Source organism: Akkermansia muciniphila ATCC BAA-835, from assembly GCF_000020225.1.
GTDB lineage: Bacteria > Verrucomicrobiota > Verrucomicrobiia > Verrucomicrobiales > Akkermansiaceae > Akkermansia > Akkermansia muciniphila.
In genome coordinates this window covers 1,951,394-1,965,319 of record NC_010655.1, presented here as the reverse complement: position 1 = coordinate 1,965,319, position 13,926 = coordinate 1,951,394, and the positions used below count along the sequence as shown (strand labels likewise).

Sequence of the window (13,926 nt, the reverse complement as noted above, 5' to 3'; positions counted from 1 at the left end):
TCAGGGAACCGGGGTTCTTTTTTCCGAGGCAATTCCGGGAGCCGTGCCTCCCGAACAGCCCGAAATGAATCCGGGGCTTGCCAGCCGGAGGGAAATAAGGCAGTATTTTTGCCCGTCAGCAATGAGCACCACCATGAATACGACATACAAAATTGCCATCGGCGCGGATCACGCCGGAGTCGATCTCAAGGAAACCGTAGCAGAACTCCTCAAGGCATGGGGTCATGAAGTGACCGACATGGGAACCATGACCAAAAATTCCTGTGATTATTCCGACTACGCCAATGCAGTCGCAAGCAGCATTGCTGACGGCACCAACGACCGCGGCATCCTTATCTGCCGGTCCGGCATCGGCATGAGCATTGCCGCCAACCGCTGGGTGGGCGTCCGCGCCGCCCTCTGCCGCACGGCCCCTGCTGCGGCCCTTTCCCGCCAGCACAATGATTCCAACCTGCTCTGCCTGGCTTCCGCCTATGTGGACAATGAAAGTGTGGAAGACGTCCTGGACGCCTGGCTGCATGCTGACTTTGAAGGCGGACGCCATGAACGCCGCGTCGTTAAATCCTCCGGTAGCCCCCTGCAATGGACGGACCCGGAACTGGCGGGCCTCATCCAGGAGGAAGGACGCCGGGAAAGCAACAACATTGAGCTGATTGCCTCCGAAAATTTCACCTCTCCCTCCGTCCGGGAAGCCCAGGGCTCCCTGCTGACCAACAAATACGCGGAAGGCTATCCCGGCAAGCGCTGGTATGGCGGTTGCGAGGTGGTGGACAAAGTGGAACAGCTCGCCATTGACCGCGTGCTGAAAATTTTCGGCGGGGATCATGCCAACGTGCAGCCCCACTCCGGTTCCCAGGCCAACATGGCCGTTTACTTCTCTGTTCTGAAGCCGGGCGACACCATTCTCACGATGGATCTCTCCCACGGCGGCCACCTCACCCACGGACACCGGGCCAACTTCTCCGGCAAACTGTACAATGTGGTTCACTACGGCGTATCCCAGGAAACGGAAGCTATTGACTATGATGCTTTGGAAAAACTGGCTCTGGAGGTAAAGCCGCAAATGATCACGGCGGGAGCAAGCGCCTACTCACGCACAATCGACTTTGAACGCATGGGCCAGATTGCCAGGGCCTGCGGTGCCTACCTGTTCGTGGACATGGCCCACATCGCGGGCCTGGTGGCCGGGGGGCAGCACCCGAATCCGGTTCCCCATGCGGACTTCGTCTCCTCCACCACGCATAAATCCCTGCGCGGCCCCCGCGGCGGCTTCGTCATCTGCAAGGAGGAATACGCCAAAAAACTGGATGCAGCCGTCTTCCCCGGAATGCAGGGCGGCCCCCTCATGCACATCATTGCCGCCAAGGCGGCCTGTTTCGGAGAAGCTCTGAAGCCCGAATTCAAGGACTATGCGGCCCAGGTTGTCAAAAACGCCAAGGCCATGGCGGCCAAAATGGCGGAACTCGGCTTCCGCGTCGTCTCCAACGGTACGGACAACCACGTATTCATGGTAGACCTCCGCAACAAAGGCATTAACGGTGCAGATGCGCAGGAAGCCCTGGACCGCGTAGGCATCACCGTAAACAAGAACGCCATCCCGTTTGACACGGGTTCTCCCATGAAACCTTCCGGCATCCGCATCGGTACGCCTGCCGTAACCACTCGCGGCATGAAGGAAAAAGACGTGGAACAGGTGGCTGAATTCATTGCGCGTGCGCTGGCCTTGTACGTAGGTGACCAGGTATGCCCGAATCCGGAAGGCTTCTCCCAGCTTAAGGAAGAAGTTTCCGCGTTTAACCGCAACTTCCGCCTGCCTCATTAACATCTCCTGCGTATAAACGCTTTTCAGGCCGTTCCGCCTTTACCGCGGAACGGCCTTTTCATCAAAAATCCGTATTTACGGCCCCCGATACGCGCGGCCAAGACGCCCGCAACAAAAAAACCTCTTCGTCAAGGAATGGCCGGGGTTCATCCAAACTGCACTTTTCCCCTCCTATATTGCAGACAAACCGGTTTGGAAATCAACTGCCATTGTCCATCCACACTTCCTCGTTGGAACATTTGCCCTCTTCCCGGCCCAACCGGAAAACAAAGGTAGCGGCAGGTTGGGAATAATAGAACTGATGACTTGCATGCGTTGCTCCTCCATCCGCAATTAAAACAACCTGAAATCCTTTATCGGAGAATTGGATATTTTTTTCATCCCAATATCCATAGCTAGACATGACGGAATACCTCCCCATTTCCATGAATGAACCGTCCTGCTGGCGCAGAAAAGCCTTAAATTCATAACTGTTAAAATTGGCTCCCCTCGGCGTTCTCCACACTAATGCGGCTTCATGGTCCGCCTGCCAAATTACTTTGTTATCCGGATTCTCCCGGAAACAGTTTTCCAGAAAAGTCATCTCCTGCTTGTGAAAACGCAAGGCGGCAACATCCACCGGAGGATGATCGACAAGGGGAGAAGGCACGTCAAAAGCCATAACAAGGGGAACCGTGCGGCAAGAGAAAAGAAGCGTTTTAAGAGAGGCATTCATCCTCCAGATATTACTTCGTCAAAAAGACGGCTCAAGTCTCAATCACCTGATCCGCCTGATGATGCTTCAGAATGATTTATCTATCCAAAGGTCCACCGGGCCAGACAGACAAACTATCGCATCCGTCTGGTTTGACAATACAGTTCCGATACTGCTTTTCAGTCAAAAAGTCAGTTCCGCCAATAGTGACATGAGGCGTGGGAGTAGTGACTGCCGTTCTAAATTCATCATAAGGAACAGTCACGCCACCGCTCAGAACCTCAAGGAGCGCCTTTCTGGCTTCTTCCAGTTTTTCACAGCTCAGCCTGTCAATATCCCTGTACTCATCCACTTCAACCTTGGCATATTGCTGATTTATTACGGAGGCCCAATCAGGATTCTTACCGTCTTTGATTTCGCCAAATTCCGTCAATATACTCAACAAGGGATTTCGATAAGCATTCCCTTTCGTGCTGCCGGGACGATTCAACATCACCAATGCACTCGTCCTTATCTCGGCACCCTTCGTATCGGCTTCCGCATAGATGACTCGCGCCATTGGAGAGTCATAACATCGTCTCCGTCGATGAGGAAATAATGCCGTTCTGCTTTTTCTACTCTAATGTATCCTTTCCAAGTGTCAGTACGATCTTCTACATTCTGCTTGATAGGAATCAGCACGGAGCCGACCACTCAGCTAACAAACAAATTTTTACAAAATTTGATATGTAAAATTTTTTTATGGCCTGCCCGCGGAAGTCATGCCGTCCCACACGGGAAAGTAATAATGCAGGGTAGGTTCAGGCTCATTCAACAGGCGATAGTGCCACCATTCCGGAGCATAATTGGCAAAACCCTGTTTTTCAAAAGCCGTTTTCAGAATCATCCTGTTTCTGCGTTGGGACGGAGTCACTAATGTGGAGTCTGTGGTGGAACTGGGATCCAGCAGGTCATGATGGCCGCCCATATCCACCGGCTTTCCGGTCTTGGCGTACAGCAGGGAAACATCCACAGCCACACCCCGGGAATGTTCCGAAAAATCGCGCACATAGTGGTCTCCGAACACCTTGGCCTTGTCAATATGGGGATAATACCGGGACTTCATCTTTTGGTCCCCGTCGTCAGCTCCCCATTTGCAAATGTCCAGCACGGCGGTATGGGGACGGTAGGCGTCATAAATTTCCAGCAGGTAACCCTGACGATACAAATCTTCCGAGACTTTTTTCAACGCCTGCGCCGCCTGGGTGCGCAGGATGGCGCGCCGACCGTGGTAACCGTCCAGCGGACGCCCTACAAAATTGTCATACCCGGCATATTTCAAATTAGTCTTCACCAGCGGAGCCACCTGATCCACATACACAAAGCCCGGCTGCATCACGGGCTGAAGGGGCTGATTGAACGCCGGTTTGAATTCCCTGCTGCCGGAACAGGAAACCAGTAACATGAACATGCTGCATACCGCAGCTACGCAAGTCTTCATGACCACAAAGCGTAGCACGGCATGCGGCGCAAATCCGGTTAGGATTCCGTCATTTCCAGGAATCCCTTGATCTTGCTGATGCGCGTGGGATGGCGCAGCTTGCGGAGGGCTTTGGCTTCAATCTGGCGAATGCGTTCGCGGGTGACGCTGAACTGGCGGCCCACTTCCTCCAGAGTGCGGGGACTGCCGTCCCGGAGGCCGAAGCGCTGTTCAATAACTTCGCGTTCACGATCCGTGAGGGTGTCCAGAACATCCTTGATTTTTTCTTTCAGGAAAGAGAAGGAGGCTTCCTCCATGGGATTTTCCGCCGCCTTGTCTTCAATAAAGTCACCAAAGGAGGTATCGTCGGAATCCCCCACGGGGGCTTGCAGGGAAATGGGCTGCTGGGCCATTTTCAAAACGGAACGCACGCGTTCCACAGGCAGATGGATTTCTTCCGCGATTTCTTCCGGAGTGGGTTCCCTACCGTACTCCTGCACCAACTGCTTTTGCACGCGCATCAATTTATTGATGGTTTCAATCATGTGCACGGGAATGCGGATGGTGCGGGCCTGGTCTGCAATGGAGCGGGTGATGGCCTGGCGAATCCACCAGGTGGCATAGGTGGAGAATTTGTAGCCGCGGCGGTATTCAAATTTTTCCACCGCTTTCATCAGGCCCATGTTGCCTTCCTGAATCAGATCCAGGAAGGAGAGGCCGCGGTTGGTATATTTTTTGGCAATGGAAATGACCAGGCGCAGATTGGCCTCCACCATTTCATCCTTGGCCCTGCGGGCTTCGCGAAGCCATTTGCGGAGTTCCTGGTAGGCATCTCCCATCTCATCCGCAGTCATCCACATGCGAAGCTCCAGCTCTGCCAGATGTTCCTTGAGTTCCTTGTTGTCCGGTTCCAGGGCAACCTTCTTCTGCATGCGGAGCACGCGGTCGCGGGCCTCGTCAATCATGGAACAGAAATCCTCAATCACCTTGTGCTTGAAATACAGGCGACCGAAGAACTTCACCAAAGCGCCGGCAACTTTGTCGAATTCGGCCTGGCGGGCCTTGACGGACTTGGCCGCCTCCTTGCTGCGGTACAGCTTGCGGAAGGAACCGGATGCGTCCTGATGGGTCTGCTGTATCTGGGCGCAGAGCTGGGCCAGCCCTTTCATATAGCGCTCACGGGAGTCTATCTTTTTGTCAAGGATAACGCGGTCAAAGCGTTCCTCATTGTCGAGCAGGCGATAGGCTACGTCCAGATAGGCATTCGCGATGAAACCGAAGCGGTGCACACAGCGCTGGACGTTCTGTTCCGCGTCCTCAATTCTCTTGGAAATGGCCACTTCCTCTTCACGGGTAAGCAGGGAAACCTGGCCCATTTGTTTCAGGTACATGCGGACGGGATCATCCAGAATGTCCATCTTGGCTTCGAGCTTTTCCTCTTCGTCCTCTTCTTCCGTGCTGATGCGGGTGCGGTCCGTGTAGCTGTCCACATCAGACGCGTCAATGATGTCAAACGCCATGCTGCGCAGGCGGTCCATGATGGCCTCGTAATCCTGCTGATCGACAATGTCGTTGGGAAGGGAGTCATTAATATCGTCAAAAGTCAGATACCCCTGTTCCTTGGCGAGCTTGATAAGTTCACGGATTTTTTCCTGAATTTCCGGAGCGTCAATCGGATTCGTGATCTTGCGGCTGGCAGCCCTCTTGCGTTCCTCTTCCAGTATTTCGCTTAATTTTTTGGGCGTTTCCTCCTTCGCGGCAGGTTTGGCGGCCTTCTTCTCAGCCGGCTTCTTCTCCGCAGCCTTGGCTGGAGCTTTCTTGGCAGGGACAGCTTCAGGCGCCTTTGCCGGAGTCTTTTTGGCGGACGGCGCCGCCTTCTTGGAGGCAGAAGCCGGAGACGCTTTTTTTGCCGGGGCCTTTTTTTCCGCAACGGGCTTGGCGGCGGCCTTTTCCGCAGCCGGAGCGGCAGCCTTGGCAGAGTTTTTTTTGACAGGAGCCGCCTTCGGAGCGGTTTTGGAATTTTTTGCGGCGGGCCGGGCCGCTATTTTTTCCTTGGATTCAGAAGCTTTTTTGTTGGCGGAAGTCTTCTTGGGAGAAGAGGGGGATGGGTCACCGGATTTGGACATATCTTGAAAAGAAGAGGGCACAATTCACCATTATATCAATACCCGGAGGTATCGAGGCACTACATTGTACCCAGCAAACGCTTCAAGTCAACACTAAGTTTGGACAATTCCAGCCTTCTGGCAGCATCCGTGGAGGGATCCGCCAGTTCCGCCATCAGGGAGGCGATGTGCCTCTCCAAAGCGGCCTTCGCAATGCCGGAGCAGGCTTCCTGTACGCTCCTGTCCACATCGGGAATAGGTATGGGCTCCAGATTCAGCATGCCCAGGGCATCCCGTTCCGGCTGAGGCAGAGACACCAGAAAAGCCTGAACGGCCGCGGGGCTGTCCGGAGAAGGCAGCCTGGCCAGAATTTTTTTTAAGATGCCTCCGCCCTGCAGCAGCCGCATCGGCTCCAGCAATTCTTCAATGCGGTCCACGATAAGCCCCTGGGCACGGGAATTCTGAAGGGCCAGTTCACAGAGCACGGCCACGGCGCGATCCATTTTCACAGGAGGATGCTGCGGAACCTCCTCAGCCGTCTTACGCTCTGCGGACTGGGCCTGTTCCTGCCCCTTCCGGCGTCCGGCCATTCTGACGGCGCCGCGCAAATTATCCGCAGCCATGCGCATGCGCGTGGCTACGTCAGCCGTAGCCAGGTCCCGGGCCACCGAATCGCTCATGCAGGCCAGCAGGGCCGTCATCTCACGGGCAAAAGCGGCGCTGGAAGCGGCGTCATCCAACAAACCGCTCTCCCTGGCCCGTTCAATGCGAACCTCAAAGAAGGAACGGGCCCGCTCCACCATCCCAGAAAAAGCCTCTTTCCCCTCCCTCTTCATGAAAGAATCCGGATCGTCCCCGGCAGGAAGGTTCACCAGGTAAATATCCTTGCCAAAAGGGGCCAGTTCACGGAAAGCCCGGTCCGCCGCAGCCATGCCCGCCTTGTCCGCGTCAAAACACAACACTATCCGTGAAGCATAGCGTGAAAGAATCCGGGCATGCTCCGGAGTAAACGCCGTCCCCAAAGGGGCTACGGCAAAAGAAATACCCGCCTCGTGGCAGGCAATGACGTCTATCTGCCCCTCGCACAACAGGGCTTTGCCGCTTTTTCCCATAGGGCCGCGCGCCTTGTCCAGGGCAAACACCACGTCCCCCTTTTTGAAAATGGCCGTCTCCGGGGAATTAACGTACTTGCCTACGTTTTCCTGAGGCCGCAGAATGCGGCCGGAAAACGCCACACATTCTCCGTACACATTGTTGATGGGGAACATCAGCCTGTCCCGGAAGCGGGCGTACAAATCTCCCCGTTCTCCGCGGTTGGCGAGACCGGAATCTATCAGCACCTGATCCGGGATCCCCTCCCTGCGGGCCCAGGCCAGAAACTCCCGCGAGGAGTCAGGTGCCCACCCTACCTGCCAGCGTTTCGCCATGTCTGCCCCGTATCCGCGGGAATTCAGGTAAGCCCTGGCCTCCGCCGCCTTCGGGGAACAAAGCAGGAGCCTGTGGAAAAACCCAGCCGCCTTCTTGTGGGCCACCAGCAAAGCCGTGCGTGCCTTGCGCCGCCTTTCCTCCGCTGCGTCATAGACCTCCTCCACAATGGAGATTCCGGCTTTTTCCGCCAGCCTTCGCACGGTATCCGCAAATCCCAGGTTCTCCATCTTCATCACAAAAGTGATGGCAGACCCTCCTTCCCCGCAGCCAAAGCATTTAAAATTCTGCCGACTCTGGTCCACAATAAAGGAAGGCGTCTTTTCATTGTGGAACGGGCAGCATGCCTTCCACCGGGAACCGGCCCTTTTCAGGGGAAGATAGGATCCCACCACATCTACAATGTCAGTGGCCTCCAGAACGCGCCGGATACTGTCTTCATCAATCCTTCCCATAAGGCGGAACCAGTCTATCACAAGGGGTACGGGTGCACAAGAATACAGAATCGGAACGCCATGCGAGGAAACAAGGCCTCCACAGGCAGGGAAAAGACGGCGCAGCACCGGCGGCTTCCCGCCCCGGAGGAACACATTTCCCCATTGAGCGCGGGAGCGGAACATGCTAGCCTGCCCGTATGAAGCGCATTCACCTTCTGTTGCTGGCTTTGCTGGCCCTGTTTGCCGGCGCCCCCTTCCGGGCGGCCGCGGAGGAAACCTTCCGCGACAGGGTAGTCGTCATCCCCGTAGGGGAGGACTCCCTGACCAGCAAACAAAGCTTCGGCTTCATGAACCGCATCCTGAAAAGGGCGCAGGAGGAGCAGGCTCGCGCGGTAATATTCGATTTGAACACGCCCGGCGGTTTGGCCTGGGAGACCAGCGAGATGATGATGAAAAGCATCCAGCCGCTCACCATTCCCACCTACGCCTACGTAAACCCCAGGGCCATGTCTGCCGGGGCGCTCATCTCCGCGGCGTGCGACAAAATTTACATGGCTCCCGTCTCCTCCATCGGCGCAGCGGGCATCATCACCTCATCCGGAGAGGAAATGGATACCGTCATGCGCAAGAAAGCGGAAAGCGCCTTCTGGGCCTTTACCCGCTCCGTCGTGACGGAAAAGGGTTACCGCCCGGAAGTGGTGAAAGCCATGATGATCCCGTCCGACCAGGAACAGCAGTTCGGCCCCGTCAAACTGGAAAAAGGCGCGCTCCTGACCCTAACGGGCAAGGAAGCCGCCGCGCGTCTGGAAGACGGCAGGCCCCTGCTGGCCCAGGGCACAGCCTCCTCCGTCACGGACCTGCTGGCCCAGGAGAAAGTAAATGCCCCCGTGGTCACGGCGGAACCTACGGCCTTTGAGCGCATCGGCCTCTGGATTGCATGGGCTTCCCCCATCCTGATCCTGCTGGGCATCGGCGGCATTTACATGGAATTTAAAACGCCGGGATTCGGCATCGGCGGCATTGTGGCCATTGCCGCGTTTGCCCTGTTCTTCTTCGGCAACAACATTGCCGGGAATCTGGCCGGCTATGAGACGGCGGCCCTGCTCGTTCTGGGCATAGTCCTTCTTTGCGTGGAATTCTTCGTTATCCCGGGCACATTCATTGCGGCCATTGCGGGCGGCGTCTGCATCTTTCTGGCCCTGTTCGGCGGCATGGTCAGCTCCTGGGAATGGGACCATATCATCCGGGACGGACAGTGGGATGACGTCAACACGCTGGCGGCAGTCCTGGGCATCCCCCTTCTGAAACTGGCCCTGGGCCTGACCGGAGGCTCCCTTCTGATTGCCCTGCTGATGAAATACCTCCCGGATTCCATCCTGATGCGCCGCGTTACCAACGCCACGGTCAGCGGAGGTTCCGCCGGGGAAGCGGTCAATATCGCGCGCGTTCAGGTAGGAGACCGCGGGAACGCAGTCACGGAGCTGAAACCCAATGGAAAAGCCATGATTCATGGCGAAATATGCGAGGTTTTCTCTCGACAAGGCATACTGATTAAGGGTACCCCTGTGCGCGTCGTGGACATCCGGCCATTCGACCTCGTCGTCGTCAAGGACGACTCCCCCTCCGGGGATTGACGCCATCACGCTTCTTATCTACTGCCATGCCTCTCACCGTTGGACTCATTTCCCTGGGCTGCCCCAAGAATCTGGTTGACTCTGAAATCATGATCGGCCACCTGCAAAAAGCCGGCATGACCATGACTCCGGAACCGGAACTCGCGGACGTAATGGTGGTCAATACCTGCGCTTTCATTGACCAGGCCAAGCAGGAAGCCATCGATGCCATTCTGGACATCGTGCGTGCCCGGGAAAATGGGGCTTATCCGGAAAACCAGAAACTCATCGTGGCGGGCTGCCTGTCCCAGCGCTTCCGGAAGGAACTGCCCGCCCTGCTTCCGGAGGTGGACGCCTTTATCGGTCCGGACCAAATCACCAAACTGCCGGAAATCATCACTCAAGTGATGGACCGGACCATACAGGACCGGAACTTCATTGAAGGAAAATGCAGGTACGTTCCTGACTGGAACACGCCGCGCTACCGCCTTACCCCGCCGCACACGGCCTACATCAAGATAGCGGAAGGCTGCAACCACGGCTGCGCCTACTGCATCATTCCCATGATCCGCGGACGCCACCGCAGCCGTTCCCAGCAGGACGTAGTGCGTGAAGCGGAAACCCTTATCCGGTCCGGCGTGAAGGAAATCTGCCTCATCGCGCAGGACATCACCTATTACGGCATGGATAAATGGACGGATGCGCGCCCAAACCGCCGCAGCGCGGTGGATTCCTCCCGCGGAGAATCCCTGGCTTCCCTGCTCCGCGCTCTGAACGCCATTGAGGGAGAATTCTGGATCAGGCTGCTCTACACCCACCCCGCCCACTGGAGCGACGAACTGACCGCAGCCATCGCGGAATGCCCCAAAGTGGCCCGCTATGTAGACATTCCCCTACAGCATATTTCCGATAATATGCTGGACGCCATGCAGCGCGTAACGGACGGAAACTATATCCGCACGTTGCTCCGGAATATCCGGAAGGCCGTTCCGGGCATCGCCATCCGCACCACCTTCATCACCGGATTCCCCGGAGAAACGGAAGACGACCATCAGGAACTGATGGAGTTTATCGAGGAATTCCGTTTTGAACGCGCCGGCATTTTCACCTTCTCACGGGAGGAAGGGACAAAAGCCTACAAGATGCCCAACCAGGTGCACCACCGCACCAAGGCTCGCCGCTACAATGAAGCCACCCTGTTGCTGGCGCGTCTCGCTTCGGAAACGGGCCAGGAACAAATCGGCAGGCAAATACGCGTGCTGGTGGATGCTCCCGGAGTCGCCAGAACGGAATGGGATGCTCCGGACATTGACGGAACCGTCTCCGTTCCTCTGACGCTGCCCGTCGGGCAATTCGCCACTGTCACCGTAACGGATGCCGTTGCGTATGAATTGACGGCGGAATAAAATTGCTTCCGTGCCTGTCGGAAAGAACCCGGGAACAAAAATACAGGCGAAGCGCAGGCCGACGTATATTGCCTCCTGTTTTCCGCCCGGCTTTCCGGATTTTCTGCAAAGGCCCTACTGCTTCACGCTGGATTCAGGCAGGGGAACGTTTTCCGGAGGAGCTTCCTGAGACGCAGCTCCCGACGGAGAAACGGAATTCGGAACAGGAACCAGAGAGGTATTCATCCGGGATATATCCAGCTCACGGGAAGCGGCGGCTTCCGGGCTGACGGCGCCCATGTTTGAGGGCAAAGGAAGCAAAGCTCCGTCCGGACCAATTAGATCGGAAGCGGAAACAGGATAAAAACCCATCATTTCCTGCGGATTAACAATCTCCGAGAGGCTTACGTAACCCTGGCTGCCGTCTTCAAATTCGACTTTGGCGAACAAGTCCCCGCAGACCAGCACCTTCCCGGTTTTCACCCCACCCCTGACGGTTCCGCTTGTGGAAAAATTACTTTCCGGATTCTGTTCAAACACCATCATTCTGTCCTTCTTGAACGTAACGGCTTCCCCAGGCTTGTAAAATGCCTGCTCCGCCTTGTTTTTAGCCGCCATTTTCTTGGAAGTGATTCCCACGGGATCCAACGCAGAACTCTGGCGGTCCCAGGCATTCACATGCTTGTTCGGACCGCAGGAGGCCAGCAACACCAGCAAAGCGGAAGGGAGAAAAAGCAATTTCATTTGCAGATTATCTTAATTGCCGGGGATTACGGATGGAAGCAGAATTTGCGCCTGTCTTCGCCAGAGACTGTTTCTAAAAGAAAAATTCCGCCTTTCCCTCCGGTTCATGCTGTTTCCCGCAGAGAAAACCATGCCGCTTCCGAACTGCATCCCGAACAAATAATCGGATTCCCGGTGAGGCGTTTATTTCTGCGGCGGAAAATAAACAGCCTGTCTTACCGTCCCCCCTGCTCCAGTTCCCAGGAAAAACCGCAAAGCATGGCGCGGAGACAACGTATTAAGCTTGCCGCCTTCCTGCCGGAAATGCTATTCTGGCGCTTACTGTTCCAACGGCTGACGCAGGTCCATCCGGGGGAACCGCTCAAGTAATGCGTTCTGATATGGATGAGAAAAGATTAGCCGGCGTAGTTCTGCCATTGTTCTCCCTGCGCCGTAACAATGACCACGGAATCGGGGACCTGACGGCCTTGCGCCAATGGATTGACTGGGCGGCGGATGCCCATGTGGGGTTCCTCCAGCTGCTCCCCGTCAATGCCCTGGGCAGGGACGAATGCCCCTCTCCCTATTCCGCCATCAGCTCCGTAGCTTTGGAACCCCTGTACCTTTCCCTGGAACCCTGGACCATACCCGGCCTGGAAGAACGCGTATTCAATGAAACGGGGGACACGCTGCCGTGGGAACAGCCCTCCGGCCCGGATCTGGTGGACTACCCCAAGGTCAGATTCTGGAAAATGTGGATTCTGCGGGGAGCCTGGAACAATTTCAAAACCAAGCCGGAATATGAGTGCATTATGCCCAAATTCAGGGAATGGGTGAAAGAACAGGGGAGCTGGCTGGAAGACTTTGTCTGTTTCCAGATTCTCTGCGACCTGTTCGGCACGGAAATCTGGTGGCACTGGCCGGAACAGGATCCGGCGCGGGCCAAGGCCATTGCCGCCGATTACGAGGAAGAAAAGGATTTTGCCCGCTGGCTCCAGTGGCTCTGTGAAAAACAGTGGGAATTCATCCGTATTTATGCGGACGAACGCAATGTGAAGCTGATGGGGGATATCCCCATTGGCGTTTCCCTTTCCAGCGCCGACGTCTTTTTTGAACGCCACCTGTTTGACACGGAATGGTGCGGAGGAGCCCCGGCGGAAGGCAGCTATGCGGAAGACCCATTCACGGCCAAATGGGGGCAAAACTGGGGCATTCCGCTGTATAGATGGGATGTCATGGCGCAGGACAACTTCGCCTGGTGGCGCCGCCGGGTAAAATACTGCACCAAGATTTTCAGCATGTACAGGATCGACCACATCCTGGGCTTTTACCGCATTTACTCCTTCCCGTGGAAACCCACGGAAAACGGGGTCTTCCTGCCGCTTTCCCCCGATCAGGCTGCCCAGAGAACGGGCGGAAGGCTGCCCGGCTTCAAGCCGCGCGGGGATGACAATGCAGCGGACCGCAACATGAACCTGGCGGACGGGGACCTGTACCTGCGCCTTCTGCTTTCCGCCGCCCCCGGCGTCAGCGTGGTGGGGGAAGACCTGGGCTGCGTTCCGGACTACGTGCGCCCGAACATGCGGCAGCTGGATATCCCCGGTTTCAAAATTCCCCACTGGGAAATCAAGGCGGACGGAACCATTACGTCTGGAAAAGAATATCACGAATGCTCCTTTGCGGCGTTCGGAACGCATGATTTCGAAACCATCATGCAGACATGGAACGACAGCTACGCGAAAATCGAACGCGCCCGCAAGCTGGGCCTGTGGGAGAACGGCTCCCCAAAAACGCCGTCCAGCCCGGAACAGGAAAACATCGTGCGCCAGGCGGAGGACGGAGCGCGCCTTCTGAAATGGTTTGCGGATTTCTCCGGCATGCAGCCTGAAACCTGTCTTTCCTACTGGAACCAGGAAATCAAGACGGCCATGTACAACGCTCTGTTCCGTTCCCGTTCCCGTTATGCGGCCATTCTCTGGCCTGCTCTCTTCGGCATCAACAAACGGCTCAATATTCCCGGCACTACGGGAGGGACCAACTGGAGGGAACGCATGCCCTTCAAGGCCGTGGAAGCATGCGGCATGCCACAGACCGCATGGCTGCGCACCATCATCGACGAATCTGGCCGCACGCCGCTGCAGGGTGAAGACGCCATCAGGGCGCTCAAGGAATCCAGCAAACGCCTCTTCCCGAAGATCACCGTCAACAACGAACGCTTCCTGAAACGGATGCTGATGTGGCCGAACGGCAAAACATTGTAGCT

Annotated in this window: 10 protein-coding genes; 4 read left to right on the top strand and 6 right to left on the bottom strand. The window is 56.3% G+C overall.

The features are described from left to right. The first annotated feature begins 133 nt into the window (after positions 1-133). Complete coding sequence (gene rpiB / locus AMUC_RS08705) at positions 134-1,822, top strand: ribose 5-phosphate isomerase B (protein ID WP_099421501.1); 1,689 nt, start codon at positions 134-136, stop codon at positions 1,820-1,822. A gap of 199 nt (positions 1,823-2,021) precedes the next feature. Here the strand turns inward: rpiB and AMUC_RS08700 are convergent, their stop codons facing one another. The 5 genes from AMUC_RS08700 to dnaG all read right to left on the bottom strand — a co-directional run bounded on the left by AMUC_RS08700 (position 2,022) and on the right by dnaG (position 7,960). Then, positions 2,022-2,537, bottom strand: coding sequence for a hypothetical protein (locus AMUC_RS08700; protein WP_012420664.1), 516 nt, complete (start codon positions 2,535-2,537; stop codon positions 2,022-2,024). A gap of 76 nt (positions 2,538-2,613) precedes the next feature. Beyond that, the gene (locus AMUC_RS08695; RefSeq protein ID WP_012420663.1) at positions 2,614-3,075 is read right to left on the bottom strand and encodes a hypothetical protein; all 462 of its coding nucleotides are present in this window, start codon (positions 3,073-3,075) and stop codon (positions 2,614-2,616) included. Between the two features lie 180 nt (positions 3,076-3,255). After that, on the bottom strand, positions 3,256-3,960 hold the full coding sequence (locus AMUC_RS08690; RefSeq protein WP_042449107.1) for a M15 family metallopeptidase: 705 nt from the start codon (positions 3,958-3,960) through the stop codon (positions 3,256-3,258). A gap of 74 nt (positions 3,961-4,034) precedes the next feature. Continuing rightward, on the bottom strand, positions 4,035-6,101 hold the full coding sequence (gene rpoD, locus AMUC_RS13075; protein WP_012420661.1) for an RNA polymerase sigma factor RpoD: 2,067 nt from the start codon (positions 6,099-6,101) through the stop codon (positions 4,035-4,037). Positions 6,102-6,160: 59 nt separating this feature from the next. Further along, on the bottom strand, positions 6,161-7,960 hold the full coding sequence (gene dnaG, locus AMUC_RS12100) for a DNA primase (protein ID WP_012420660.1): 1,800 nt from the start codon (positions 7,958-7,960) through the stop codon (positions 6,161-6,163). A gap of 179 nt (positions 7,961-8,139) precedes the next feature. Between dnaG and AMUC_RS08675 the strand changes: the two genes are divergently transcribed. Together AMUC_RS08675 and rimO are read left to right on the top strand one after the other, a co-directional pair. Next, on the top strand, positions 8,140-9,576 hold the full coding sequence (locus tag AMUC_RS08675) for an NfeD family protein (protein ID WP_012420659.1): 1,437 nt from the start codon (positions 8,140-8,142) through the stop codon (positions 9,574-9,576). A 26-nt stretch (positions 9,577-9,602) separates the two neighbouring features. Beyond that, a complete protein-coding gene (rimO, locus tag AMUC_RS08670) occupies positions 9,603-10,961 on the top strand; it encodes a 30S ribosomal protein S12 methylthiotransferase RimO (protein WP_012420658.1) in 1,359 nt (452 codons plus the stop codon). A 114-nt stretch (positions 10,962-11,075) separates the two neighbouring features. Here rimO and AMUC_RS08665 read toward each other — a convergent pair whose 3' ends face one another. After that, positions 11,076-11,684 (bottom strand): hypothetical protein, encoded by a 609-nt coding sequence (locus tag AMUC_RS08665; RefSeq protein WP_012420657.1) that lies wholly within the window; start codon positions 11,682-11,684, stop codon positions 11,076-11,078. 380 nt (positions 11,685-12,064) lie between these two features. Here AMUC_RS08665 and AMUC_RS08655 point away from each other — a divergent pair, with 380 nt between their 5' ends. Beyond that, positions 12,065-13,924, top strand: a complete 1,860-nt coding sequence (locus tag AMUC_RS08655; RefSeq protein WP_157738269.1) for a 4-alpha-glucanotransferase — start codon at positions 12,065-12,067, stop codon at positions 13,922-13,924. Positions 13,925-13,926 lie beyond the last annotated feature (2 nt).

Excerpts from the sequence above, each read along its gene's own strand:
- rpiB (WP_099421501.1), top strand. The coding sequence starts at position 134 with ATGAATACGACATACAAAATTGCCATCGGCGCGGATCACGCCGGAGTC.
- AMUC_RS08700 (WP_012420664.1), bottom strand. The coding sequence starts at position 2,537 with ATGAATGCCTCTCTTAAAACGCTTCTTTTCTCTTGCCGCACGGTTCCC.
- AMUC_RS08695 (WP_012420663.1), bottom strand. The coding sequence starts at position 3,075 with ATGGCGCGAGTCATCTATGCGGAAGCCGATACGAAGGGTGCCGAGATA.
- AMUC_RS08690 (WP_042449107.1), bottom strand. The coding sequence starts at position 3,960 with ATGTTACTGGTTTCCTGTTCCGGCAGCAGGGAATTCAAACCGGCGTTC.
- rpoD (WP_012420661.1), bottom strand. The coding sequence starts at position 6,101 with ATGTCCAAATCCGGTGACCCATCCCCCTCTTCTCCCAAGAAGACTTCC.
- dnaG (WP_012420660.1), bottom strand. The coding sequence starts at position 7,960 with ATGGGAAGGATTGATGAAGACAGTATCCGGCGCGTTCTGGAGGCCACT.
- AMUC_RS08675 (WP_012420659.1), top strand. The coding sequence starts at position 8,140 with ATGAAGCGCATTCACCTTCTGTTGCTGGCTTTGCTGGCCCTGTTTGCC.
- rimO (WP_012420658.1), top strand. The coding sequence starts at position 9,603 with ATGCCTCTCACCGTTGGACTCATTTCCCTGGGCTGCCCCAAGAATCTG.
- AMUC_RS08665 (WP_012420657.1), bottom strand. The coding sequence starts at position 11,684 with ATGAAATTGCTTTTTCTCCCTTCCGCTTTGCTGGTGTTGCTGGCCTCC.
- AMUC_RS08655 (WP_157738269.1), top strand. The coding sequence starts at position 12,065 with ATGGATGAGAAAAGATTAGCCGGCGTAGTTCTGCCATTGTTCTCCCTG.